Source organism: Acinetobacter pittii ATCC 19004 = CIP 70.29, from assembly GCF_000369045.1.
Classification (GTDB): Bacteria; Pseudomonadota; Gammaproteobacteria; order Pseudomonadales; family Moraxellaceae; genus Acinetobacter; species Acinetobacter pittii.
In genome coordinates this window covers 295,856-321,157 of sequence record NZ_KB849796.1, presented here as the reverse complement: position 1 = coordinate 321,157, position 25,302 = coordinate 295,856, and the positions used below count along the sequence as shown (strand labels likewise).

Annotated in this window: 21 protein-coding genes; 13 read left to right on the top strand and 8 right to left on the bottom strand. The window is 40.0% G+C overall.

The window, feature by feature from the left end:
- Nucleotides 1-85: 85 nt before the first annotated feature.
- From F928_RS17990 to recJ, 5 genes are all read left to right on the top strand, one after another.
- Nucleotides 86-883, top strand: coding sequence for an oxygen-binding di-iron domain-containing protein (locus F928_RS17990; RefSeq protein WP_002121869.1), 798 nt, complete (start codon nt 86-88; stop codon nt 881-883).
- 194 nt (nt 884-1,077) lie between these two features.
- The gene (gene guaB, locus F928_RS17985; protein ID WP_002121951.1) at nt 1,078-2,544 is read left to right on the top strand and encodes an IMP dehydrogenase; all 1,467 of its coding nucleotides are present in this window, start codon (nt 1,078-1,080) and stop codon (nt 2,542-2,544) included.
- A 149-nt stretch (nt 2,545-2,693) separates the two neighbouring features.
- Nucleotides 2,694-4,031 (top strand): phosphoglucosamine mutase, encoded by a 1,338-nt coding sequence (gene glmM, locus F928_RS17980; RefSeq protein ID WP_002121981.1) that lies wholly within the window; start codon nt 2,694-2,696, stop codon nt 4,029-4,031.
- A gap of 10 nt (nt 4,032-4,041) precedes the next feature.
- Entirely contained in the window at nt 4,042-4,698 is a 657-nt protein-coding gene (pdxH, locus tag F928_RS17975) for a pyridoxamine 5'-phosphate oxidase (RefSeq protein ID WP_005078657.1), read from the top strand.
- The gene (gene recJ, locus F928_RS17970) at nt 4,699-6,399 is read left to right on the top strand and encodes a single-stranded-DNA-specific exonuclease RecJ (protein ID WP_005078654.1); all 1,701 of its coding nucleotides are present in this window, start codon (nt 4,699-4,701) and stop codon (nt 6,397-6,399) included.
- Nucleotides 6,400-6,444: 45 nt separating this feature from the next.
- Here recJ and F928_RS17965 read toward each other — a convergent pair whose 3' ends face one another.
- Nucleotides 6,445-7,212 carry a putative porin gene (locus F928_RS17965; RefSeq protein WP_005078653.1) on the bottom strand — a complete coding sequence of 256 codons (768 nt, stop codon included), beginning with the start codon at nt 7,210-7,212 and terminating at the stop codon, nt 6,445-6,447.
- A gap of 392 nt (nt 7,213-7,604) precedes the next feature.
- Here F928_RS17965 and prfB point away from each other — a divergent pair.
- The 5 genes from prfB (at nt 7,605) to F928_RS17940 (ending at nt 12,464) form a co-directional block, all read left to right on the top strand.
- Nucleotides 7,605-8,700, top strand: a protein-coding gene (gene prfB / locus F928_RS17960) for a peptide chain release factor 2 (protein WP_099475557.1) whose coding sequence is annotated in 2 segments (ribosomal slippage) — nt 7,605-7,676 and nt 7,678-8,700 — 1,095 coding nt in all. Because the reading frame shifts where the segments join, the coding sequence is not laid out codon by codon here.
- Between the two features lie 221 nt (nt 8,701-8,921).
- Nucleotides 8,922-9,224: an ArsR/SmtB family transcription factor gene (locus F928_RS17955; protein WP_002121891.1), complete on the top strand. Its 303-nt coding sequence runs from the start codon at nt 8,922-8,924 to the stop codon at nt 9,222-9,224.
- Between the two features lie 28 nt (nt 9,225-9,252).
- Nucleotides 9,253-10,311, top strand: coding sequence for an alkene reductase (gene nemA, locus F928_RS17950; protein WP_005078650.1), 1,059 nt, complete (start codon nt 9,253-9,255; stop codon nt 10,309-10,311).
- Nucleotides 10,312-10,467: 156 nt separating this feature from the next.
- Entirely contained in the window at nt 10,468-11,760 is a 1,293-nt protein-coding gene (gene kdtA, locus F928_RS17945; RefSeq protein ID WP_005078648.1) for a 3-deoxy-D-manno-octulosonic acid transferase, read from the top strand.
- The gene (locus F928_RS17940) at nt 11,757-12,464 is read left to right on the top strand and encodes a 16S rRNA (uracil(1498)-N(3))-methyltransferase (RefSeq protein WP_005078645.1); all 708 of its coding nucleotides are present in this window, start codon (nt 11,757-11,759) and stop codon (nt 12,462-12,464) included. Before kdtA ends, F928_RS17940 begins: the two co-directional genes overlap by 4 nt.
- Here the strand turns inward: F928_RS17940 and F928_RS17935 are convergent.
- The gene (locus F928_RS17935; protein WP_005078641.1) at nt 12,444-13,424 is read right to left on the bottom strand and encodes a mechanosensitive ion channel family protein; all 981 of its coding nucleotides are present in this window, start codon (nt 13,422-13,424) and stop codon (nt 12,444-12,446) included. The genes F928_RS17940 and F928_RS17935 overlap by 21 nt on opposite strands.
- 113 nt (nt 13,425-13,537) lie before the next feature.
- Complete coding sequence (locus F928_RS17930) at nt 13,538-14,113, bottom strand: DUF805 domain-containing protein (protein WP_005078639.1); 576 nt, start codon at nt 14,111-14,113, stop codon at nt 13,538-13,540.
- Nucleotides 14,114-14,407: 294 nt separating this feature from the next.
- Here F928_RS17930 and acs point away from each other — a divergent pair, with 294 nt between their 5' ends.
- The gene (gene acs, locus F928_RS17925; RefSeq protein ID WP_005078636.1) at nt 14,408-16,357 is read left to right on the top strand and encodes an acetate--CoA ligase; all 1,950 of its coding nucleotides are present in this window, start codon (nt 14,408-14,410) and stop codon (nt 16,355-16,357) included.
- Nucleotides 16,358-16,398: 41 nt separating this feature from the next.
- Here acs and ywoC read toward each other — a convergent pair whose 3' ends face one another.
- Nucleotides 16,399-16,941 (bottom strand): cysteine hydrolase family protein, encoded by a 543-nt coding sequence (gene ywoC, locus F928_RS17920; protein WP_005078635.1) that lies wholly within the window; start codon nt 16,939-16,941, stop codon nt 16,399-16,401.
- A gap of 105 nt (nt 16,942-17,046) precedes the next feature.
- Between ywoC and lrpB the strand changes: the two genes are divergently transcribed.
- The gene (gene lrpB, locus F928_RS17915; protein WP_005066843.1) at nt 17,047-17,460 is read left to right on the top strand and encodes an Lrp/AsnC family transcriptional regulator; all 414 of its coding nucleotides are present in this window, start codon (nt 17,047-17,049) and stop codon (nt 17,458-17,460) included.
- 94 nt (nt 17,461-17,554) lie between these two features.
- Here the strand turns inward: lrpB and sfnG are convergent, their stop codons facing one another.
- Both sfnG and msuE read right to left on the bottom strand, forming a co-directional pair.
- Complete coding sequence (gene sfnG / locus F928_RS17910; RefSeq protein ID WP_005078632.1) at nt 17,555-18,667, bottom strand: dimethylsulfone monooxygenase SfnG; 1,113 nt, start codon at nt 18,665-18,667, stop codon at nt 17,555-17,557.
- A 44-nt stretch (nt 18,668-18,711) separates the two neighbouring features.
- Nucleotides 18,712-19,449, bottom strand: coding sequence for an FMN reductase (gene msuE / locus F928_RS17905; protein WP_005066848.1), 738 nt, complete (start codon nt 19,447-19,449; stop codon nt 18,712-18,714).
- A 376-nt stretch (nt 19,450-19,825) separates the two neighbouring features.
- On the opposite strand from msuE, the gene agmR reads away from it, so the two are divergent.
- Entirely contained in the window at nt 19,826-20,476 is a 651-nt protein-coding gene (gene agmR, locus F928_RS17900; RefSeq protein WP_002122041.1) for a response regulator, read from the top strand.
- Between the two features lie 43 nt (nt 20,477-20,519).
- On the opposite strand, the gene F928_RS17895 is transcribed toward agmR, so the two are convergent.
- Nucleotides 20,520-21,287 carry a hypothetical protein gene (locus tag F928_RS17895; protein ID WP_005066850.1) on the bottom strand — a complete coding sequence of 256 codons (768 nt, stop codon included), beginning with the start codon at nt 21,285-21,287 and terminating at the stop codon, nt 20,520-20,522.
- Between the two features lie 387 nt (nt 21,288-21,674).
- Nucleotides 21,675-25,172: a hybrid sensor histidine kinase/response regulator gene (locus F928_RS17890; RefSeq protein ID WP_005078630.1), complete on the bottom strand. Its 3,498-nt coding sequence runs from the start codon at nt 25,170-25,172 to the stop codon at nt 21,675-21,677.
- Between the last annotated feature and the right edge of the window lie 130 nt (nt 25,173-25,302).

Below are 25,302 nucleotides of genomic sequence, written 5' to 3'. Positions count from 1 at the left end.
TAGTTTATTGCAAGAGTTACTGAATCCCTTTATTTTAGTATGGATATAAAAATATCTAATATTTAAAGTTTTTTTGGGGAATTGTATGGGGTTTGAAAAAACAACATCGCAGATATTATTTGATAATGGCGTACATAAATGTATTAGTTTTACCAGCTTGGTTAAAGGGGAAGGCATCCAAGCCAATCAATTTTTAATTATTGACCATGAACGTGCTGCTGTAATTGATCCGGGTGGCGATTTGACCTACGTTCCATTAACGATGGAATTAAATAAATATACACGTTTGAAAAATCTAGACTATGTGATGGCCTCGCATCAAGATCCGGACATTATTACTTCAATGCCACGCTGGCTGGTTTATACCGATGCTAAAGTCGTTGCATCAAAATTATGGGCACGTTTTTTACCACACCTAAATTCCTCATTTATGAGTGAGCGAATGAAAGGGAATTGGGAAGACCGTCTTATTGAGCTGCCAGATCGTGGTCAAGTGATTCAATTAGGTGAATCAAAGCTTGTGGTAGTTCCCGCTCACTTCTTACATTCGGTGGGTAATTTTCAGTTTTATGATCCAGTTGCTAAGATTCTGTTTTCTGGCGATATGGGTGCCTCGATTGTTGAAGATGCTAATCAGCCTTTAAAAGATTTCGATACGCACGTCATGAAAATGAAGGCTTTTCACCAACGCTATATGTGTTCCAATAAAGTTATCCGTTTGTGGGTAAACATGGTGCGCCAGATGGATATTGAAATGATTGTGCCTCAGCATGGTAGTCCATTTATGGGTAAAGAAATGGTCAATCAGTTTTTAGACTGGATTGAGACCTTGCCATGCGGCGTAGATTTAATGAATGAGCAAATTTTTAGTTGTCCTACCTAAATATTATGTCTAATGATCAACCCAGATAAAATTCTGGGTTGCAAAAACCTCGATTAAAAAATAACGTTAAAACTATAATAAGTGGGAATTATTTGGAGAAGCTCTATATCTATTGCTGAAAAAGGCAAAGATAATATGAAAATTGCATTGAAATTTGTTTATAATAGCTCACGGAATTTACCAGTGAGATTGTTATGCTGACCATCGTTCAAGAAGCGCTAACCTTCGATGATGTCTTATTACTTCCTGCCTACTCTACTGTTCTCCCAAAAGATGTCTCTTTAAAGACACGTTTAACTCGCGGCATTCATTTAAATATTCCATTAGTTTCAGCTGCAATGGATACAGTGACTGAGTCACGTATGGCGATTGCTATGTCACAAAATGGTGGTATCGGGATTTTGCACAAAAACATGGATATTGCTGCTCAAGCTGCAGAAGTACGCCGTGTGAAAAAATTCGAAGCGGGTATGGTGAAAGATCCAATCACTGTAACGCCTGAAACTACAGTACGTGAACTGATTGCAATTACCAGCGCTAATAACATTAGCGGTGTACCTGTTGTTAAAGACGGCAAGGTTGTTGGTATTGTGACAGGCCGTGATACGCGTTTTGAAACCAATTTAGAACAACCTGTTAGCAACATCATGACAGGCCAAGATCGTTTAGTAACTGTACGTGAAGGCGAGTCTAAAGAAAATATTCAAGCATTATTGCAAAAACACCGTATTGAAAAAGTCTTGGTCGTTGGTGAGAGCAACGAACTTAAAGGCTTAATTACAGTAACGGACTTCCGCAAAGCTGAGAGCTATCCAAACAGTTGTAAAGATGATCTTGGTCGTTTACGTGTGGGTGCTGCGGTAGGTACAGGTGCTGATACACCAAGTCGTGTGGAAGCATTGGTTGAAGCCGGTGTTGACGTAATTGTTGTTGATACAGCACATGGTCACTCTGCTGGTGTAATTGAACGTGTACGTTGGGTGAAACAAAACTTCCCTCAAGTACAAGTGATTGGTGGCAACATTGCAACTGGTGATGCTGCATTAGCATTATTAGATGCAGGTGCAGATGCTGTAAAAGTAGGTATTGGCCCTGGTTCTATCTGTACAACACGTATTGTGGCAGGTATTGGTATGCCACAAATTTCTGCGATTGACAGCGTTGCTAGCGCACTAAAAGATCAAATTCCTTTAATTGCAGATGGTGGTATCCGCTTCTCTGGTGATATGGCAAAAGCGATCGGTGCGGGTGCAAGTACGATCATGGTTGGTTCATTACTTGCAGGTACTGAAGAAGCACCGGGCGAAGTTGAGTTTTTCCAAGGTCGTTACTACAAAGCATATCGTGGTATGGGTTCATTAGGTGCAATGGCGGGAGCAACTGGTTCTGCTGATCGTTATTTCCAAGATTCAAAAGCGGGTGCTGAGAAGTTAGTACCAGAAGGAATCGAAGGCCGTGTTCCTTATAAAGGCCCAATGGGTAACATCGTTCATCAAATGATGGGTGGTTTACGTTCTTCGATGGGTTATACAGGTTCAGCTGTGATTGAAGATCTTCGCCAAAATGCGAAATTTGTGAAAATTACTTCAGCAGGCATGTCTGAGTCACATGTTCATGATGTAACGATTACTAAAGAAGCTCCGAACTATCGTGTTGGTTAGATTTTAGTAACCAAAACAATGAAGAAAGCCGTCATTACACTGACGGCTTTTTGTTTTTGGTGTAAAGTGAATCTGACGAAAAGAGATATGGCGGAATTGCCATATATGCAGTAAGCCACGGCTGAAGTGGCGTAAAAATGAGATAAGCTATGAGTTATTTTGGAACGGATGGTATTCGTGGAAAATTTGGGCAAATGCCTATTACTCCAGAGTTTGCTTTAAAACTCGGTTTTGCTGCAGGGAAGGTATTAAAACGAACGAGTCCAAAAAATAAGCCACTTGTTGTATTAGGAAAAGACACTCGTTTATCTGGTTATATTTTAGAGTCTGCTTTGCAGGCGGGGTTAAACGCTGCTGGCGTATATGTTCATTTGCTTGGCCCATTACCAACCCCAGCAATTGCGCACCTTACTCGTGCTTTACATGCGCATGCAGGTATCGTGATTTCTGCATCACATAACCCATATTTTGATAATGGTATTAAATTTTTCTCAAGCGAAGGTAAAAAACTACCAGATGCGCTACAAGAAGAAATTAACCTCGAATTAGAAAAAGATTTATATATTGATGACACAGCAAACTTAGGTAAAAGTGTTCGTGTAAAAGATGCAAATGGTCGTTACATTGAATTCTGTAAATCTACTTTTCCTTACCATTTTGATTTAAGTAATTTAACAATTGTGGTGGATTGTGCTCATGGTGCAGCGTATAGCGTTGGTCCTTCGGTTTTCCGTGAGTTAGGTGCAAAAGTTGTTGCTTTATATAATGAGCCGGATGGTTTAAATATTAATGAAGGTTGTGGTTCAACACATCCTGAGAACCTACAAAAAGCTGTAGTTGAGCACGAAGCAGATTTAGGGATTGCCTTTGATGGTGATGCTGACCGTGTCGTGATGGTCGATAAGTTTGGTAACTTGATTGATGGCGATCATATTTTATATATCTTGGCGACTCAGGCTCAGAAAAAACCAGCAGGCGTTGTTGGTACTGTCATGAGTAACATGGCACTCGAAATTGCACTTGAAAAAGCGAATGTTGGTTTTGTTCGTGCTAAGGTTGGCGACCGATATGTATTACAAGCTTTAGAAGAAAATGGTTGGGTTACTGGTGGGGAACCATCTGGTCATATTCTAACTTTAGACAAGAGTACGACAGGTGATGCGATTATTGCAGCACTTCAAGTTTTAACCGTGATGGTCGAGCAAAATAAAGCTCTTCATGAGTTGGTTCAAGACTTTAAATTATTCCCGCAAATTCTTGTGAATGTACGTTTAGAACAAATGCTTGATCCGTATTCTATTCCTACATTGGTTGCCGAGTTTGATAAAGCAGAAGCACAGCTCAAAGGACATGGACGAATCTTAATTCGTAAGTCAGGAACAGAGCCTGTAATTCGTGTTATGGTCGAAGGTGATGATGAGCAAGAAGTGAATGCTTTAGCTCAGCATTTAGCAGATTCAGTTCGTTCACAAGCACAAGTCGCATAAGGTGCATGACATGAGTGATGTCATTAAAGATTTAAGTGAATTACGCTTAAGCTACGAGCAAGGAGAATTGCATGAGGGGCAAGTTGAATCTAATCCTCATCAGCAGTTTCTTGGTTGGTTTAACCATGCTCTAGCAGCCAATTTGCATGAACCCTATGCAATGTCATTAGCGACAGCAAGCGCGAATGGCAGACCTCATGTTCGAACAGTTTTGTTACGTGGGGCTACAGAAGCTGGGTATGATTTTTATACTAATTACGACAGTCAAAAAGGTATCGATTTGGCAGAAAATCCATATGCCGAATTATTATTTTACTGGCCAAGTCTAGAGCGTCAGGTGCGAGTTGGTGGTCGTGTAGTCAAAATTGCTGAGCAAGAGTCTACAGATTACTATCGTAAACGACCACGTGATAGCCAGATTGCAGCGCATATCAGTACTCCGCAAAGTGGTAAGATTGAAAGCCGAGAGCTGTTACAGCAACGTTTTCAAGACTTACAACAGCAAGTTACAAGTCGTGAAGTGCTTGATAAGCCAGAGTTCTGGGGAGGTTATCGTCTGCAGCCAGATTACTATGAATTCTGGCAAGGGCGACCAAATCGTTTACATGACCGCTTGAGTTATGAAAAAATCGACGGTCAATGGACGATGCACCGACTGATGCCTTAAATGACAAAAATACAAATCAAACAAAGACCTTTATTGACACGCCCTGAACAGTTTCAGGGCGTGCCTCCGTTTATTGCCGAAATTTTGGCAAGGCGTGGAGTACAATCTGAACAGGAATTAGAGTTAAAGCTTAAGAATTTATTAGCTCCGCAGCTCAAGGGATTAGAAACTGCTGTGGCATTAATAGACCAAGCTATTGATGAGCAGAAAAAAATTGTTATTGTCGGTGATTATGATGCCGATGGTGCAACTAGCACAGCTTTAATGGTATTGGTGCTTCGCGATATGGGGGCACAAGTCGACTATTTGGTTCCAGACCGATTTAAATACGGTTATGGGCTTACCCCCGCAATTGCAGAGCTTGCACATCAAACTTATCAACCCGATTTATTAATTACAGTCGATAATGGAATTTCCAGCCATGCTGGAGTTGATGCAGCACACGCGCTGGGCATGCAAGTGGTTATTACAGATCACCATTTAACCACTAAAGAAACACCGCTTGCAGAAGCAGTTGTAAACCCAAATCAGTTAGGTTGTGAGTTCCCAAGTAAGGCGCTTGCAGGTGTTGGAGTTGCATTTTATGTGCTGGCCAATTTAGCAAGTTTACGTAACAAGCAAAACAAAAGTACAAGTAAAGTCACTCAATATCTAGACTTGGTTGCTTTGGGAACGTATGCGGATGTTGCTGTTCTAGATTATAACAACCGTATTTTGGTTGATGCAGGTGTAAAACGTATTCAACATCATCAATGCCGAGTCGGAATATTGGCGTTGCTAGATATTGCTGGCCGTGAGGCTTCATCTTTGCGTGCACAAGATTTAGGTTTTGTTTTAGGTCCGCGTATTAACGCTGCTGGACGCATGGAGAGCATGCGTATAGGCATTGAATGTTTATTAGCTGACACTATGGAATCTGCCTATCCAATCGCGAGACAGTTAAATCAATTAAATATAGAGCGCCGTCAAATCGAAGGGGAGATGAAGCAACAAGCCTTGTCTGCTTTAGATAGCTTGCAGCTCTCAAAGGAAGACATTCCTCCAGCTCTTGTACTCTTTGAAGAAAACTGGCATCAAGGTGTGATTGGAATTGTAGCGGGGCGTTTAAAAGAGCAGTTTCATCGTCCCACTATTGTATTTGCACCTGATGAAGATGATATTCATATAAAAGGATCTGCACGTTCAATTGATGGCGTGCATATTCGAGATACAATTGAACAGGTTGCTGAACAACATCCAGAATTGGTGAGCCATTTTGGTGGGCATGCAGCAGCAGCAGGTTTAACCATACGTAAAGAAAACTTCGAAGCTTTTAAAACTGCATTTACCAATTGCATTGCAGCAATGGAAGAATCTTTGTTTCAAGCAACGCTATGGACGGATGGAGAACTCCCTGCTTCGGCTTTGCAACTAAATACATTAGATTGGATAGAACAGTTGGGGCCTTGGGGACAAAAATTCCCTTTTCCTCAGTTTGAGGGGCATTTTAAAGTTATTGATTATCGCTGGCTTAAAGAAACGCATTTGAAGCTTAAATTAGCACTCGACCAATACAGTTTTGATGCAATTGCTTTTAATGCAGCAGGCCGTTTTGAATTTGACCCAATGCGGGATTATGTACATTTAGTCTATGAAATAGATCGTAATGCATTTAATGGCAATGTGAATTTACAATTACGCATCGTACATTTAAACCAATAAAAAAATCCGCTCAATTGAGCGGATTTTTTATGACTTTAGGCTTGATTAGAAGCGGTATGCTGCACGAACACCATAAGTGTTGTCGTTATCACCAAATCCAACACGGCCTTCAACACTTACTTGCTGATTTAAGAATTTTTTAGCATTGATACCAAATTCATCTTTATCAGTTAAGTCGTTGTTGTAGTAATCAGCACCAACACTTAAAGTTTTGTCGATGTAGTAGTCACCACGAACTTTATATTCGTCTAGGTCACCAAACGCACCGAACGCTTCAAGGTTTACGTCATGTTGGCCTACTTGAGTTACGTATTTAGCACGAACTGTTGGATCAGCGCCGTCTTTACCGTCTTTTTCGTCGTAGCCTTTAACACCTAAAGCAAGTAATAAACCTGGAGCTGGTAAATAACCTACTTCAGCTGCATAAGTCGTTACTTTGCTATCAATATTGGTGTTGTCGACTTCACGCTCATTTCGACCTACATCACCGCTAAGGTAGAAATCTGAGTTAGGAACGTAATATTCAACACCTACGCCATATTGAGTATCTTTTGTACCGCTGTTATCGCCATAGTTGATAAGGGCGTTAACGTTACTTGCACGGCTTAAGAAAGCTGCTTCAGCAAGTGGAGCGTTACGAGTTTGAACAGGATTAAAGTAATAAGTCCCGTCAACACCGAATTTACTTACGCTGCTACCGTTGTCTGGATCAAGATAATTGTAAGAACCACCAACTTCAGCTTGGTAAGCGTTTGCTGCGCCACTCACTGCGAGTGCAGATAAAAGAGCTGATGCAATTGCTAGTTTTTTCATGGAATCTCTCCCCTCTAAAAAGCGATTTTATAAATGTTTTGTTACAACTTTTAGTCTAGACGAAAAAGCTTTGTCGTCAATCTTGCGCAAGTAACCGTACTGTAACCGTGTGATATTTATGTAAAGTAATTTAATTTAAGATATTGATTTTAAAATATAAAAACATAATGTTTTATTTTATTAAAATTGAGGAGATTTTGTGTAGATCATAAAAAATGCTGTAAAAGTACCCAATTTTGTATGAGGATGTTACCAATTAATCTTAAATTGAACTGAAGAAAATTTATAAATCAAATTGATGAAATATGATGAGAAATACAAAGCGGGTTCGTAGATAACCGCAGCTATGCTAAAATAATTGACTGTTTATCTGCTCTTATGGGAACACTCGCGTGGAAATTAATCCTTATCTAAACCAATTGAAAGACTTAACTGATCGTAGCCAAACACTACGGGGGTATCTTTGACTACGATCTGAAAAAAGAACGTTTAGAAGAAGTTTTACGTGAGTTAGAAGACCCTGCGATTTGGAATGATCAAAGCCGTGCTCAGGCGATGGCGAAAGAAAAGGGCGAACTAGAAAACGTTATTAATGTATTGGATGGCTTATCTACACAGCTTGAAGATGCAAAAGCGATGTTAGATTTGGCTGTAGAAGCCGACGATGAAAGCCTGCTTGAAGATGTTCAATCTGAGCTTGGTGCTGCCGAAGATGAACTGGCTAAACTTGAATTCCGTCGTATGTTTAGCAACCCGATGGACCCGAATCCTTGCTATGTCGAGATTCAATCAGGTTCAGGTGGTACAGAAGCACAAGATTGGGCGTCTATGCTTTTACGTATGTATATGCGCTGGATTGAACGTCATGGTTTTAAAGCAGAACTTATGGAAGTGTCTGACGGTGACGTAGCTGGTATTAAATCAGCTACGATACGTGTTGAAGGTGAATATGCCTACGGTTGGTTACGCACAGAGTCAGGTGTACACCGTTTAGTTCGTAAATCACCATTTGACAGTGGCAACCGTCGTCACACTTCATTCTCTGCGGTATTTATTTCACCAGAGGTTGATGACAATATTGAAATTGATATTAACCCTTCTGATGTTCGTACTGATACTTATCGTGCGTCTGGTGCAGGTGGTCAGCATATTAACAAAACCGACTCGGCTGTACGTTTGACTCACATCCCAACAGGTATTGTGGTGGCATGTCAGAACCAGCGTTCGCAACATGCTAACCGTGACCATGCATGGAAACAGTTACGTGCGCGTTTATATGAATTAGAAATGCAAAAACGTAATGAAGCAGCGCAAGCTCTAGAAGACTCGAAGTCTGATATTGGTTGGGGAAGCCAAATTCGTTCATATGTATTAGATGATTCTCGTATTAAAGATTTACGTACGGGTGTTGAAAACTCTAATACAGGTGCTGTTCTTGATGGTGACCTTGATCGTTTTATCGAAGCGAGTTTAAAACAAGGTTTATAAGAGTCTGCTGAACTTTTAGTTTAAATACAGTTCATCTATGAATATTTAGAACTCTTGGATTTTTAGCGATTAAAACGGCAAAGCAGTTCAGACTTCGAATGTTAATCGAAAAAATGCGATATGAGTATCGAAAAAAATAGATATTAATATCGAAAAAATGCGATATTATGTTTTCGAAATGCTGAACAAAGCTTTGTTCGTTTAAAAGACGTGTTGAGCCTATGGATATTGATGCAATTAGCAAAGCCCTTTCCAACCCTCTACGTCGGCAAATTTTGCAATGGTTAAAAGAACCTGCACATTATTTACCGGTGGAAGAATGTGGTGGTAGTTTTGAGAAGGGTGTTTGTGCAGGTCATATTGAACGTTTGGGTAAAGTAGCTCAGTCTACAATGTCCAATCATTTGTCTGTGTTACAACAGGCGGGGCTTATTCAGGTCCAAAAATATGGTCAATGGTCTTATTTTTCACGTAACGAAGCTTTGATTCAGCAATATATCGAACATTTAAAACAAACACTTTAAATTATTAAAAGTGTAAGTCGAGGCGATTATGGCTGAACTCAATACTCCTTTAACGGTTGGTGATTTTGAAATCAAAAATCGATTGGTAATGGCTCCATTAACGCGTGCGCGTAGTGGTGAAAGCCGAGTGCCTAATGATTTAATGGTTGAATACTATCAACAACGTGCAAATGCTGGTCTAATTTTGACCGAAGCAACAGTAATTGGTTCAAAAACTGTGGGTTACGCAGATACCCCAGGATTATGGTCACAAGAGCAGGCACAAGCTTGGAATAAAATTATTGAGGCAGTTCATGCTCAAGGTTCAAAAATTGTAGCTCAACTTTGGCATGTAGGCCGTATTTCGCATCCTGAACTTTTAGATGGTGAGATTCCTGTTGCACCAAGTGCAATTCAACCTGCGGGTGAAGTGAGTTTATTACGTCCTAAACGTCCGTATGTAACACCGCGTGCACTTTCAATTGAAGAGATTCAAGAAGTTATTGCTCAGTACAAACATTCAGCAGAACTGGCTAAAGCAGCAGGTTTTGATGGTGTTGAATTACACGCAGCAAATGGTTATTTAATTGACCAGTTCCTTCAAAGTAATACCAACCAACGTGATGATGAATACGGTGGTCCTGTTGAGAACCGTGCACGTTTATTATTAGAAGTCGTTGATGCATTTATTGAAGTGTGGGGCGCTGGGCGAGTAGGTGTTCATATTGCACCGCGTGGTGATTCACACGATATGGGTGATGAAAACCCATTAGCAACTTTTGGTTATGTAGTGGAACAACTTAACCAACGTAATGTTGCTTTCATTTTCTCTCGTGAATATGAAGCTGCTGATAGTATTAGTCCTAAACTTCGCGAAAAATTTAATGGTGTATGGATTGCCAATGAGAATCTAACACCAGAATCAGCAAAACGTATCTTGCGTGAAGGTCAGGCAGATGCTGTATCTTTTGGTAAAGCATATATTGCTAACCCAGATCTTTTACAGCGTTTAGAAAAAGACTTGCCATTAAATGAACTTCAACCAACAACTTTATATGCTAAAGGTGCTGAAGGTTATACAGACTATCCAGCACTAGAAGCTTCGTAATTTTTTGAACAGATGATTTACTGACCTCTTTAATTTATGGGCTCAGTAAATCGCTTTTCTTGTAATGGTAGAGTTTAGGTATCGAAACTCTGCCATTTTTTCTATCTATGTTATATTTTCCCCAGTTTTAAACTTTGACTATTTGAGGCAAACCGCTTGGCGACCCCTTTTTGGTACAACACCGCACTCCATTTATTAAAACCTTTTTACCAATGGCGGATAAAAAGACGTGCAGAAAGCCAGGAATTATATAATCAGGAATGTCTTGAAAGATTTGGGCCGTTTGAGTCTCCGAAAAATGTAAGAGCAATTTGGTTCCACGCTGTTTCGGTTGGAGAAACCAATGCTGCGCAGCCTTTAATCGAGCATTATCTTAAACTCGGTCAACCTGTATTAGTTACTAATACAACAAAGACGGGGCAGGCGCGTGCCAAATCATTATTTTTAAAAGCACCTTATTTAGATCTATTTCAAGCAGTTTATTTGCCTGTTGATCAAAAGCATCTTTTAAAACAATTTTTTGAGTTATATCAGCCAAAGCTTTTAGCATTGGTTGAGACTGAGCTTTGGCCAAATTTAATTGATCAAGCCAAGCTAGAACAGGTTCCTTGTTTATTATTAAATGCGCGATTATCAGAAAAATCAGCAAAAGGTTATAGCCGCGTTTCAGGGCTAACTGCTGGAATGCTGAAACAAATTGACTGGGTGCTGGCACAAGATAATGCGACTCGACAACGTTATGTAGAACTTGGTTTAGATCAACAAAAAAGTCAGGTAGTTGGAAATATTAAGTTTGATATCCATGCGCCAGAGACTTTTATAAATCAGGCTGAGCAATTACAACAACAATGGTATTTGGGACAGCGTAAAGTCCTATCAATTGCCAGTACGCATGCGCCAGAAGAACAACAAATTTTGCAGGCACTTGCACCTTATCTAAAATCAGATCCAGATTTAGTTTGTATTGTCGTGCCTCGACATCCTGAACGTTTTGATGAAGTATTTGAAATTTGCCAAAACCTAGATTTAATTACTCATCGTAGAAGCTTGAACCAAAGTATTCATACGAGTACACAGGTTTATCTAGCCGATAGTATGGGGGAGCTTTGGTTATGGTACGCCCTAAGTCAGGTGTGTTTTGTGGGTGGATCACTTAATGAACCGGGCGGTGGGCATAATATTTTGGAGCCTATGGTTTTAAATGTACCGACCGTAATTGGACCTCGTTACTTTAATTTCCAAACCATTGTTGATGAATTTATTGATGAAAATGGGGTGCTCATTGCTCAAGACGCTGAGCAAGTTGTAGCAATCTGGATGGCATGTTTAGCCGAGCCTGAAGAAGCAAAGCAGGTGGTAGAGCAGGCGCATAAAGTCTTACAACGTAACCAAGGTTCATTACAAAAGCATATTGGTGTAATTAACCGGTATTTGGCCGAAAAACCATGAATATCGTTTTACTAGAACCTGACGATGTTCAGTCAGATTTATGGTTAATCCGTTCAAAACGCCAATTGCAGCATTTACGTGAACATCTTGATATTACGGTGGGCCAAAATCTAAAAGTTGGTGTTCGTAATGGTGCACGCTATACCACTGAAATTGTTTCGATGAATGAGCAAGAAGTTTGTATACGGCCTATCACTGAAGAAGTTGTACCTGCAAAACTTCCAGTACATTTAATCGTAGCGTTACCAAGGCCCAAAGTTTTACGCCGTTTAATTATGGATAGTGTGACTCTAGGTGTTGAAAGAATTAGTTTGATTCATAGTTCTCGTGTAGATAAAAGCTATTGGCAAACTCCATTTTTGCAACAACTTGATAACTATGTGACTTTAGGGCTTGAGCAAGCAGGCGACACCATTGTTCCTGAAATTCAATTATATAAACGCTTTAAACCTTTTGTTGAAGATGTTTTACCAAACTTAATTTCAAAGGAAAGTCCCGCCTATGTGGCTCATCCGTATGCCGAGCAGAGCATGCCAGTTAATATTCCGCATGCGTGCAGTGTAGTCGTTGGACCCGAAGGCGGCTTTATTCCCTATGAAGTTGATTTGCTCACAAAAAACGGCTGCCAAGCTGTGAGCTTAGGCAACCGTATTTTAAGAACTGAAACGTCTATTTCTTATATTTTAGGTCGTCTCTTTAGTTGATGTTTCTGGGTTTAAAAGTGGCTGATTTGAAGCCATTTTTAATTCCTGAATTGGGTAAGGAATATTAATACCGTTCTCATTGAAAGCTTGTTTTACTTGAGCTTGAATTGTACTTGTAGATGAGGACATATCAGTTTCAGTAGTATCAACCCACCAACGTACAGTCAGGTTAACCGAGAAATCTGCTAAAGCTGTAACGTTAACCGAGAAAGCTGGTTGACTGAGTACATTTCGGTCATTATTAAGAATATCTAAAATAATCTGTTTAGCTTTTTGTTCATCGTCGTCATATCCAATGCCGACTACAAACTCACAACGTCGCTGCTGATAAGCCGTATTTACAGTTAAAGCGCTCGTATAAACTGTGGCATTTGGAATAACAATACGACGGCCATCTGGTGAACGTAAGAATGTTGCACGAATTTGGATATCTTCAACAGTTCCTTCAAGCGAATTCACCACAATTGAGTCGCCAATACGGAACGGTTCGCTCAATAAAATCAAAATACCTGAAAGCAAGTTTTGGAAAATATCTTTAAATGCGAAACCAATTGCGACCGAACCGATTCCTAACGCGCTCATAAGTTGTCCTGGGGTAAAACCTGGGATCATGATGACAAGTGCAATTAAGAATCCAAAAAATAAAATTGTCGTACTTCCTACACGGTTTAGAACCAACACTAGGTTTTGGCGCGTATAAGAACGATTTTCTAAGGTTTTACGAACAAAGAACTTAAATAATTTGGTGAGTAGCCAAAAAATAATAAAAACGATAATCGCAATACAAATATAAGGCACACGTTCCCAGAAGCTATCCACGATTTTATCAATAGTGGTATAGGCATCATGATACTTTTCGGTATGGGCTAAAACCGTTTGAGTGGTTTTAGTACCTGCTTCTTGCAAAAGTTCGCCTGTATTTTTTGCAACATCCGTTAAGGATTTTTGTTCATCAGCCACAACAAGTCTCTATTTAAAAAAATTATGAAAGCGATGATCGGCCTTCATTATAGTAGGAGATAAAATGTGCGCCTACTATAATGAGTTCATCTAAATAATAAAGTGTTTTTTAATTAAAAGTATTCCGTTCCTTTTTGTAAGATTTGTGACGGAGTTTCTATAGTATCGGTACCAGAGAAGTAGTAAAAAAAGCCTGCGGTAGAAATAAGGCTAATTAAAATAGCCAATAAAATAAACCAAGCCATGAGTTTTTCTATGAACGTTGATGGTCGAGCTGGACCATATTGATTTGGACCTGCTGTACCTGAGGCAAGCAGTAAATAAATCATAAAAAAGAATTGAACAACTGGAATGAATAACAGCAATCCCATCCAACCACTTTTATTTAGATCATGCAAACGTCGCACGACGAGAACAATATTTAAGTAAATCAGGAATAGCCAAAAAGCCCATACCACCAAAGCACTGAGGCCAGAAAGAGAGCTATAAAACTCAAAATTAAATAAATTACTTGAAAGCTGAAAACTTCCAAGAAAGGAGGCCAGAATAAAATAACCCACGATTGTGACTAAATAAATCAGTCCATATCCACCTAAATAACTCATACGGTTAAAGCGCCCATGAATTGAAAAAGGGCTATCTTTTAAAGGCAGCTGTGGTGGGCGTGAGGAAGTTGTTTGGGCAAACATATTATTTTATTCCTAGGTTGCATATGAGAGACAAAATAATCTTTGTTGATGATCAAAACCATCAAATATTGAAAAAATTATAAAAGTAAAAGCTATAGACAAATGTTTTAAATCAACTTAATTTTATAAAAATGTTCATAATTTCGTATGCTTGAGTAGGTGGTTGATATATGACCAAAGTCGCATTGTCTAGGCTTTGAAAGAGTCATCATACTGCAAAGGCATACAAATAAGATCCAGTAAAATAATAGCCACAGTCTCGAGATGGGATGCACAAGATCAAGGAAGTTGCGTATGAATGAGATCTATCCAGTACCAGAGGAATTTAAAAAAACAGCTCGTACTGTTGAAGCAGACTACTTTAAACGTTATCAACACTCTATCGAGAACCCAGATGAATTCTGGGCAGAGCAAGCTAAAATTGTCGATTGGATAAAGCCATTTACCCAAGTTAAAAATACCAGTTTTGACAAAGACAATTTCAAAATTGAATGGTTTGCTGATGGTGAGTTGAACGTGTCAGCAAACTGCCTAGACAGGCATCTTAAAGAACATCCACATAAACCTGCAATTATTTGGGAAGGGGACCATCCTTCTCGTCATAAAATCGTTTCTTATAAAGAATTACACGATGAAGTCTGCCGTTTTGCCAACGTTTTAAAGAAATATGGCATTGGTAAAGGTGACCGCGTTGTACTGTATATGCCAATGGTGACAGAAGCTGCAATTGCCATGTTAGCTTGTGCCCGTATTGGTGCTGTTCACTGTGTGGTATTTGGTGGGTTCTCGCCAGATTCTTTAGCAAGTCGTATTGAAGACAGCCAAGCTAAACTGGTGATTACCGCAGACTCAAGTCTACGTGCCGGAAAACTATTACCGCTCAAAGAAAATGTTGATTTGGCTTTAGCATTGCCGGGTACCGAGTGTGTTGAAAATGTGATTGTGGTTTACCGTAATGCAAACCCGATTGAAATGAAGCCTGGTCGTGATTTGTGGTATCACCTCATTATTATGGAGGTTGATGCAAACTGTCCTCCAGAGCCGATGAAGGCAGAAGACCCTTTATTTATTCTTTATACATCGGGCTCGACAGGTAAACCGAAAGGTGTGTTGCATACGACAGGCGGTTACTTAGTTTATGTAACCAGTACCTTTAAAGAGGTATTTGATTTAAAACAAGATGATGTGTACTGGTGTACAGCCGATATCGGTTGGATTACAGGGCATAGTTATTTGATTTATGGGCCGCTGGCAAATGGTACGACGACTTTAATGTTTGAAGGTGTGCCTCAATACCCAACATGGGCTCGTCTTGGTCATGTGGTCGATAAACATAAAGTTTCTATTTTATATACAGCACCAACTGCGATTCGCGCCATGATGCGAGAGGGTGATTCGTTTGTACGCGAAAGTAACCGTAGCAGCTTGCGTTTACTCGGTTCGGTCGGTGAACCTATTAACCCTGAGGCTTGGAATTGGTACTACAATGTTGTTGGTGAAGGTCGCTGCCCGATTGTTGATACATGGTGGCAAACTGAAACAGGCGGTATTTTGATTGCTCCATTGCCGGGTGCAACAGCTTTAAAACCAGGTTCGGCAACACGTCCGTTATTTGGGGTCCAACCTGCCATTGTAGACGGTGAAGGTAATGAACTTGAAGGTGCGGTTGAGGGTAACCTTGTGATTAAAGATTCATGGCCGGGCCAGATGCGTACTATTTGGGGTGATCCGGACCGTTTTATTGAAGCTTATTTCTCGACTTTCAAAAATACTTATTTCACGGGTGACGGTGCTCGTCGTGATGAAGATGGCTATTACTGGATCACAGGTCGTGTTGACGATGTCTTAAACGTTTCAGGTCATCGTCTGGGCACAGCTGAAATTGAAAGTGCTCTTGTTTCGCATGAGTCAGTAGCAGAAGCTGCTGTAGTGGGCATGCCGCATGATATTAAAGGGCAGGGTATTTGTACTTTCGTGACCTTGCAAGCGGGCGTTCCAGAGTCGGAAGAACTGCGTAAAGAGTTAATCAACTGGGTACGTAAAGTACTAGGGCCAGTAGCTTCGCCAGATGCGCTGCATTGGGCTCCATCATTACCGAAAACCCGTTCCGGTAAAATCATGCGCCGTATTTTAAGAAAAATTGCAGCGAATGAGTTAGATAGTTTAGGTGATACTTCAACCTTGGCTGAACCTGCAGTGGTAGATCAGTTAATTACAACGGTTTATCCTGATAAGCAGAACTAATTTTAAAAAAGCCCCATCTGGGGCTTTTTTATTGCTTTCTACTAAGAGCTTGCTAAAAAGTCAGCAGTATTTTGTACATTTGCAAACGTACTTAGCGCAGTTAAAAAAGCAGTTTGTACGTCTTCAGCTTTTACAGTTTTTCCGTCATGGCTTAAATCGCGAGTTGCGGTTGCATCTGCAATTAAGGTGGGTTGATAGCCAAGTTCTTTGGCTGCACGTGTACCTGAATCAATACACATATGCGTCATCATGCCTGTAATCACGAGTTGCTCAATTTGATGTGCTTTTAAGAGTTCTTCTAAATTGGTCTCTAAAAAACTGTTTGGATAATGCTTTGTCACGATTAATGAATCACTATCAGCACTAAGTTCAGGATGAAGTAAAACCCCATCTGTATTTTCTTGAAAGAAACTCGCTTGTGGTGGGTTAATATGTTGTACATAAATAATCGGTAAGTTTTTCTCGTTAAAATATTTTTCAAGCTGCTTTATTTTATCGAGCGCTTGATCTGGCCCAACCAATTCCATTTTGCCATTTTTAAAATAATCATTTTGTACATCGATAACTAATAGAGCTTGTTTCATGAGGTCACTCTTGTTGATATGAGATAAAACAAGATTATTCTCTGCTTGAAAAATCGGCTATAGTCCTATGAAAGCATTAACGCTAGTTTTCTTTCGCCATGAAAAATGAATATTGAATTAGACCCGATCGATCTAAAAATTATTGCATTGCTTAAACAAGATTCTCGTCTGACAAATAAAGAAATTGGGCAGCGTGTCCATCGAACAGGGCAGGCGGTGGGCGCTCGAATTGCTCAGTTAATGGATGCAGGTGTTATCAAAAACTACACCATTGCCGTTCAATATTCGCATAAACAATTTATTCATTTGCATTTAAATGAACAACGCGCATTTGAAGAAATTGAAAATTTGGTTAAGCAATACGAACAAATCGATGAATGCTTTAAAGTCATGGGCAATGCTTGCTATATGATTGTCAGCCATTTTGAACCCGCTGCCTTAAATGAATTTATCGAGAAACTTTCAAAATGGTGCCGTTACTCAGTTGAAACTGTGATTCGAGAAGTCGAGAAATCCTAAAAAATAAAGGCTCCAAGCCGAGTCTTGGAGCCAATAAATTCTTTATTTTTAATTTATTGTTTTTATTATCTTGCGCTGTTTTAACTGGGGTTTTTTAGGCTGATTTAGCTTGGATTTCTACCTCCTTCTCCTGTTGAAGTTCTAGCTGGCGAACGAGTGGTAGAACCTTTTCTCCGAAATATTCCACCTCTTCAATAAAATGTAAAAATCCGGAAAGAATCAAATCAACCCCTACATTTTTAAGTGCCACAATACGCTCAGCAATTTGTTGTGGTGTACCAATTAAATTGGTTTTAAAGCCATCGTTGTATTGCACTAAGTCTTCAAAACTTGATTTTGCCCAGTTACCTTGTTGCTCTGGTGAAGCAGCACCTGCTTCACGTGTAGCATCTCCAAATGCATTTACCGCTTCAGTATTGGCTTTATGAATAATTTCTTGAAGTACTGCTTTTGCTTCTTCTTCGGTATCTCTGGCAATAATGAACGCATTTACCCCAATTTTGACATGGTGATTATTGGCTTTTGCTTTAGTACGAATATCTTCGACTTGTTTTTGAATTTCTTCTACCGTATTACCGTTAGTGAAATACCAGTCAGATACACGAGACGCCATGTCACGCGCAGCACGTGAACTGCCACCTTGGAAAACTTCGATATAAGGCTTTTGCAAAGGTTTTGGTTTAAGCGTGTAGTTTTGGAACCGGTAGTATTTACCATTGAAACTATAGTTGTCGGTGGTCCAGATTCCTTTTAGCGTGCGAATAAATTCTTCGGAGCGAACATAACGTTCATCATGCTCAGGCCACTCTTCACCAATGGCATCAAACTCGCCTCTGAACCAACCACTCACTACGTTTATCGCAATACGGCCTTGAGTTAAATAATCAATCGTTGCAAGTTGTTTAGCGGCAAGTGCCGGTTTCCAAGGGCCAGGCAGAATAGCCGCAATGACTTTAAGTTTCTCAGTTTTTGCTAGTAATGCATGACTGAAACTTACCGATTCATGTTGGTTTTCTGCCCCGTACCCAGCCGTAAAACGAATTTGGGTGAGCGCATATTCAAAACCATTGTTTTCGGCAGCTTGTGCAAGTCGGACATTGTAGTCGTAACTCCAGTCTGTACGCTGTTCAATGTTACTCACAACAAGGCCACCGCTTACGTTTGGTACCCAATAAGCAAATTTAATAGGTTGTTGTAATTGCGTCATGGTGCGTTCTCCCCATCCGTTATTTTTATTTAGGCATATTGCACTTAGGCAACATGCGTTAATGATTTGCCAGACTTGTGATGCAAACGAGATTCTGCCGCATCAAGGTCTGGTACAGCCGCTGAAGGTAATACTTCTTCTTGTTCAATTTGCTTGTTAATACCAAGCTCTTGATTTGCTTGCTGTGATTTAGATTTAACCACTTCAGCGCGTTTACCTTTCGCTGGCGCCCATTCTAAAATTGGTAATGCACGTGCTACTGCTAACGTAATACGATCTGATAATTGCTCGCTTTTTACCGTATATTCAGGAGTAAAGTCACGATCGGTCGCATATACGCCAATTGGTAAAGTTTGTGCTTGGAAGAAACTGAATAATGGACGTAGTTGATGTTCAAGTACGAGTGCATGACGATCACTACCGCCCGATGCTGCTAAAAGTACAGGCACATCGACTAAAGCAGTCTGTTCAACAAAATCGAAGAAATGTTTAAAAAGACCTGTAAAAGAAGCACGGTAAACGGGTGTACCTACAATTAAAGCATCTGCTGCTTCAACTGCTGCAAGATCATCTTGCACGCGCTGTGGAAGTTGGTTGCGATAAAATGCGCCGCCTAATAGAGGCCCGATTTCGCTTAATTTAATAAAGTGAACTTTAATATCGATTGCTTCTGATAATTCATCAAGAATGGCTTGAACCAGACTTTCCGTTTTAGATGGGGTATTTAAGCCACCAGAAACAGCAACGATATTTAAAGGTTTTGGTGATGTGATACCAGTCATAATTTGGTTCCTAAGCCTAAAACAAGAGATTGGACTTATTAATCAACAACGACGGTAAACTGTAAAATAACGAAATTGGTCAACCTTATCAGTTTTAAATATAAAAGATAAATAGTGGATTTTTATACTTTGTTTTTTTATTAAGTTGCTGTTTTTATTTTATATAATTATAGGTGATATATTTTTTATAATAAAAAGGAAGCTTATATAAAAAACAGATTAATTTTGATTAAAAGTTAAAAAACATCTGAAAATCTTGGCTAAGTTCTGCATTTATCAACATTTTGCATAAAAATGGATAAGATGAGCGTATCTTTCATCTAAATAGTAGGGTTACAATAGGCCATACTTATGCTCAAGATTACTTTAATCGCTTATGAATATTTTAATCGTTGATGATCATCCTTTGTTTCGTCATGCTTTAATTCAAGCAGTACGTTATAGCCTGCCACAGGCACAAATTCATGAAACAGCCTCGGTTGATGAGTTTTATGAGCGTTTGGAAAATGGGGCAGAACCTGATCTAGTATTACTCGATTTAAATTTACCGGGTGCTTCAGGCTTTTCGGCTCTGGTTTATGTAAGAGCACAGTATCCATCTATTCCGATTATTGTGGTTTCTGCACATGAAGAAACTTCAATCATTCAGCGTGCAATCGCTCATGGTGCGATGGGTTATATTCCTAAGTCGGCTCATCCAAGCCATATTGGCGAAGCGATTCGTCAAGTCTTAGAAGGTGATATCTGGTTGCCACCGAACTTGCCATCTAATCTAAACCTTGACCCAAGAGCAGCAGATGAAACTGCTTTAGCTGAACGTATTCAATCATTAACACCTCAGCAATTCCGTGTGTTGATGATGGTTGCGGAAGGTTTGTTAAATAAACAAATCGCATATGAGCTCGATGTTTCAGAAGCAACGATTAAAGCTCACGTAACGGCTATCTTTAGAAAATTAGGTGTGCAAAACCGTACACAAGCCGTATTGGCCATTAGCGCATTAAATATTGAAGATAAGAAAATCTAAAAAGAAAAAAGACCTCGATTGAGGTCTTTTTTATGTGTGCCACTTAAGCAAGGCAATCTTGCTTTGGTGTTAGGCTGTCGCAGTACAATGGATTAAGCGCGCATTGCAAATCATCAATTTGTTCTTGAGTCACATAGCCTTTCATTTTTAAATATTCAGCCACGCGGTCATCGCGTAGGCTTAAGAAGGCTGCATCATAAACGCCTAAATCAACAAACAAAGCAGCTGTTTCTAGACTGTTGAAGCGATCAAGAAAAATATCATTGCCATACATCAAGAAGATATGGTCGAGTTTTGCTTTTTCATCAACATGGAGTCGTTCAGCAAGTTGATCTGGATGTGTTTTAATAAAGAGTAAATCCGATAATTCATCAAACTGAGTCATATCTAACTGATTCTCGCCGAGTTTGACATGACCAAGCCAAGCTTTGAAAACGAGTACAGCACCGCCACGGAGTAGCATGCTCCAGATTTGATGACGTGTGTCATGGTCAAGATTTTCACTTTCAGCGCTAAGAACTTTTAAGAAATTTTCTTCTTGTTGTGCCAATTTATCGAATAAACCTAAACCTTGCGGATGATAAGCCGCAGGTGCAAATACATCAAAATTTAGATCATGAAATACATTAAGTGCCAGCGGGACGGCACATTGATAAATTGTATTTAACGCTTTGATATGTGCTTCATTGAGTTTGCTGTGGGGGAAAATACTTTGCCAATCTAGTTCAGGAAGTAAAGCATTGGCACTGTATTGACGATAAAACTGTTGAGACGAAAGTTGGCCTTGTGGGCTGTTATCAGAAATATTCATGGCAATTGTCCTTTGCATTAATTCGTGAGCAGGGGTGCTTAATATGGAAATGGGTTATAAAAATAGCTGTACATAGAATAAATTGGTTTTGAATATTTATGTGTCATGAAGAATGCAAGTAGAATACGACTAAAGTCGTATATGGTTGTTTTTATCTAATTATAATTTTAAAAAACAGAAGCTTATGAAATTGTAACTAAGTATACAAGTGTTCACTTACAAAAAAGGTGAGCTTTGCCATAGAAAAAGGGCTATTGGAAAGTTTGGCCAATTATTTAATCAACAAAAGTAGACTTTTTGAGCAGTTCTGCCTATTGGCTTAAATTAGACCAATAATTTTTGCCAAAAATCTCTCCCAAACTTATTAAAAGGTTTGGGAGAAAAAAATTAATCTGTCTCACTGGCAATTTTAAGACCCGATAGCCATGCTCTTAGAGAAGCTGGTTTAAGCGGTTTTTTGAGTAAAACAATATTCAGTTCTTTCAATTGTTGAGGTAACTCAGGATGAGAGTCGGCTGTAATCAGAGCAACCGGAACATCATATTGACGATTTTGCAAAATAAAATCGACACCGAGTTGGTTGTTGTTTAAATGCTGATCGATAAGCCAGACTTGAATATTTTCTTTTTGAATAATTTCAAGTGCTTGTTCCGGTTCAGTGGCTTTAAAAACCTCATACCCCCATCGACCTAATAAGCTACTCATACCCTCAAGAATGGTTTCATCATTGTCTAAACATAAAATCCGATAGGCTTTGGTTTTTAAAGGTACTGCCTGTACGGTTGGGGTTATCATTTTTGGAGCCTCTACCACCGGAACCTCAATCATAAAGCAGGAGCCTTTATCGAGTTGTGAATAGACATGGACTGGATAATTCAACAAACCAGTCATGCGTTGCACAATAGCAAGACCCAAACCTAAACCTTGCTCACCCCACGGTGATAAATGCCCACAGCGTTCGAATTCTTGAAATAGTTTAATACGTTGCTCTTCGGCAATTCCGGGACCTGTATCCCAGACACCAATTCGAATGTGTCCAGGTTTTTGTGCTGAACGTAATACACCAACAATCACTCGGCCTTTGGCTGTATATCGTAAAGCATTACTTACAAAGTTTTGAATAATGCGTCGTATCCACTGTGGATCTGTGTCAATCCAGAATGATACATCGTGAACTTTTAATGAAATATTTCGCTGTGCAGCAATCGACTTAAACTGTAGTTCAAGGTCGCTTAATAAATCGTGCAGAGGATAAGGCTGTCTTTTTGGCTGTATGGTACCGCCTTCCAAACGTGCAATATCGAGCAGGGCAGAGAGCATACTTTCTGCACCATATAGAGCACGGTCAAGTTGTTGCAAAGTTTGACGATCTTCTTCGGTCGCAATGCTTTGTTCAAGAACCGTACTAAACAGACGAGCAGCGTGCATAGGTTGTAATAAGTCATGACTTGCCGCAGCAATAAAGCGGCTTTTTGACATATTGGCCATATCGGCTTGTTCGCGCGCGAGCTGTTGCTCGGTTAAGGCATCGGCAAGTTGTTGGGTTCGGTCTTTTACACGGGCTTCCAGTATTGCCTCATTCGCACGGAAAGCCGTAATGTCGGCGAAGGTAGTCACAAAGCCACCACCTGAAATAGGATTACCGCGCATTTGAATAACGCGTCCGTCTTTACGGATTCGTTCAAATTCATGCGCACTTCCGACTTTCATCCAGTGTAAGCGTTTACGAACATGTTCTTCGACTGAACCGGGGCCACATTCGCCGCGTTCAGCGTTATAACGAATCAGATCGGCAATTGGACAACCCACATAAACTAAATCTTTAGGGTAGCCAAATAGTTTTAAATATTGGTTATTCCAAGCCACCAAACACATGTTTTTATCAACCACACTTACCCCTTGGGTCATGTGGTCAATCATGGTCATCAGCAAATTTTGATTGAAACGTTGCCATTGCGAGGCTTGGTCTAAAATATTGGCGACTTGGCCTAATGCCAGACCATTATTGATCATTGCTGTAGTGAGTAAAGTACGGGCAGAGGCTGCGCCGATAATGCCAGCTAGATATTGTTCGGTGAATCGCCACCACATGCCATTGGCGATACTATTCGGGTTGAGCGTGAGATGATTTTGTTCACAAAAGTTCTCGAACGCTTGTGTTGTGGGTTGCTCACCCGTAATTCTTTTAGCAAGCGCAAATAAATCGCCTACTTTTAAACGTGCAGCATCGTGCGGTAAATAAGTTAAATCGGTAGAGGTATGCGGTGATGGCAGGGGCTTAGTTTCATAATAAAAAAAGCTTTCTGCCTGAATTTGTTCTGCCACACTTGGGCGGTAAAGTTTAGAAATCCAAATATATAAAACAATATTTAAACCAAGCGACCAAATAACGCCGTGGGTTAAAGGTGCAAATGACTCAAAGCCAAAAAGTGATTCTGGACGTAATGCATTAATTCCCAAAGGACCAAAAAGCAAAATACTTTGGGCTGTTTCTTGATAGGCTTCCGGCAAACTACGTAAGATGGTTGGAAATAGTAATGTGTAACTCCACATTAAGAATCCAACAATAAGACCTGCATAAACGCCTTGGCGACTTCCACCTCGCCAATACAATCCACCAATTAGTGCAGGAGCGAATTGAGCAACCGCACTAAATGCCAATAAACCAAATACTGAAAGCTGGTTAATATCATTAAAGAAATGGAAGAATAAAAAGCCAAGTAACATCACCGCGACAATACTAATACGACGGCTGAATTTAAGAACTTTAGGTAAATGTTTATCGTGACGTGATAGCAGCTTAAAACGCCATAGTGCGGGCATAATCAAGTCGTTACTGAGCATGATAGATAATGCAACTGATGACACCAGTAACATGCCTGTTGAGGCAGAGAACCCACCTAAAAAGGCCAGTAGGGCTAACCATTCTTGGTTATAACTCAATGGTAATGAGAGTACTGCCACATCAGGCACAGTTAGGAATTTTGGCGCTGCATGCAAAGCCCAGCTTGCAATCGGGATAATAGCTAAAATCGTTAAAATGAGATAAGCCGCAAACCATTTACGTGCACCGCGAATGTGCTTTTCATCGCGTAATTCGACAACAGCCACATGAAATTGACGGGGTAAACAGATAATTGCGAGACCTGCCAATAATGTCTGAATCCAGAACGTTTCAGGTACCCCAAATAACTGAACTTCTTGGAAGGTTTGGTTTACGTCGGCCGAAACTTGTACTAAGTTCGCGGGTGCTTCAAAAATAAAAAATAAAGCGACACAGATTAGGGCGAATAATTTTACAAAAGATTCAAATGCAACGGCTAACATGAGGCCGCCATGCTGTTCGGTGTTTGCAATTTGCCTTGTACCGAAGATCATGGCTAAGATCGCAAGGACACTGGTTAAAAGCAAAACGCTATTGGTAGTCGTATGAATATGAGCATTTTGCTCTAATATGACTGATGTACTTAAGGCAATTGCACGTAACTGTAGGGCCAGGTAGGGAATAATCGCAATGACTGCCAAGATCGTAACCAGCGATGCCAATACACCGCTTTTGCCATAACGTGCAGCAACAAAATCGGCAATTGAAGAAATTGCATGATGCTGACGTACTCGGCCTAAACGTCGCCAGATATCGTAACCAAACCAAACAAATAACAGCGGACCTAAATAAATAGGTAAGAAAATGACGCCTTCTCGGACGGCAGCTCCGGTTGCGCCGTAAAATGTCCAAGATGAACAGTAAACACCTAAGGTCAAACTAAACAAGAACATCCGGCCACGTGTACTCAGGCGACTAGCATGCTTCTCGCCAAAAAAAGCACAAATGAATAAGAGTGCTATATAAAGAGTGAGTACCCCAATAATCAGCCAGCTGTTCATATGACCTACATGATTAAAACCTTACGCCTATCATACCGCAAGCAGAAACAAAGCTATAAATTGATTAAATTTTAACGACCAAAGTCTAAGTTACGAATTACACGTTATTTTGCTAATTTTAATAATGAGA

What these genes read in the sequence shown, in the direction of transcription:
- acs (WP_005078636.1), top strand. Translation starts at nt 14,408, where the DNA reads ATGAATGAGATCTATCCAGTACCAGAGGAATTTAAAAAAACAGCTCGT.
- sfnG (WP_005078632.1), bottom strand. Translation starts at nt 18,667, where the DNA reads ATGACGCAATTACAACAACCTATTAAATTTGCTTATTGGGTACCAAAC.
- recJ (WP_005078654.1), top strand. Translation starts at nt 4,699, where the DNA reads ATGACAAAAATACAAATCAAACAAAGACCTTTATTGACACGCCCTGAA.
- F928_RS17930 (WP_005078639.1), bottom strand. Translation starts at nt 14,113, where the DNA reads ATGTTTGCCCAAACAACTTCCTCACGCCCACCACAGCTGCCTTTAAAA.
- ywoC (WP_005078635.1), bottom strand. Translation starts at nt 16,941, where the DNA reads ATGAAACAAGCTCTATTAGTTATCGATGTACAAAATGATTATTTTAAA.
- F928_RS17955 (WP_002121891.1), top strand. Translation starts at nt 8,922, where the DNA reads ATGGATATTGATGCAATTAGCAAAGCCCTTTCCAACCCTCTACGTCGG.
- F928_RS17990 (WP_002121869.1), top strand. Translation starts at nt 86, where the DNA reads ATGGGGTTTGAAAAAACAACATCGCAGATATTATTTGATAATGGCGTA.
- msuE (WP_005066848.1), bottom strand. Translation starts at nt 19,449, where the DNA reads ATGACTGGTATCACATCACCAAAACCTTTAAATATCGTTGCTGTTTCT.
- F928_RS17895 (WP_005066850.1), bottom strand. Translation starts at nt 21,287, where the DNA reads ATGAATATTTCTGATAACAGCCCACAAGGCCAACTTTCGTCTCAACAG.
- pdxH (WP_005078657.1), top strand. Translation starts at nt 4,042, where the DNA reads ATGAGTGATGTCATTAAAGATTTAAGTGAATTACGCTTAAGCTACGAG.
- glmM (WP_002121981.1), top strand. Translation starts at nt 2,694, where the DNA reads ATGAGTTATTTTGGAACGGATGGTATTCGTGGAAAATTTGGGCAAATG.
- lrpB (WP_005066843.1), top strand. Translation starts at nt 17,047, where the DNA reads ATGAATATTGAATTAGACCCGATCGATCTAAAAATTATTGCATTGCTT.
- F928_RS17940 (WP_005078645.1), top strand. Translation starts at nt 11,757, where the DNA reads ATGAATATCGTTTTACTAGAACCTGACGATGTTCAGTCAGATTTATGG.
- guaB (WP_002121951.1), top strand. Translation starts at nt 1,078, where the DNA reads ATGCTGACCATCGTTCAAGAAGCGCTAACCTTCGATGATGTCTTATTA.
- agmR (WP_002122041.1), top strand. Translation starts at nt 19,826, where the DNA reads ATGAATATTTTAATCGTTGATGATCATCCTTTGTTTCGTCATGCTTTA.
- F928_RS17890 (WP_005078630.1), bottom strand. Translation starts at nt 25,172, where the DNA reads ATGAACAGCTGGCTGATTATTGGGGTACTCACTCTTTATATAGCACTC.
- F928_RS17965 (WP_005078653.1), bottom strand. Translation starts at nt 7,212, where the DNA reads ATGAAAAAACTAGCAATTGCATCAGCTCTTTTATCTGCACTCGCAGTG.
- nemA (WP_005078650.1), top strand. Translation starts at nt 9,253, where the DNA reads ATGGCTGAACTCAATACTCCTTTAACGGTTGGTGATTTTGAAATCAAA.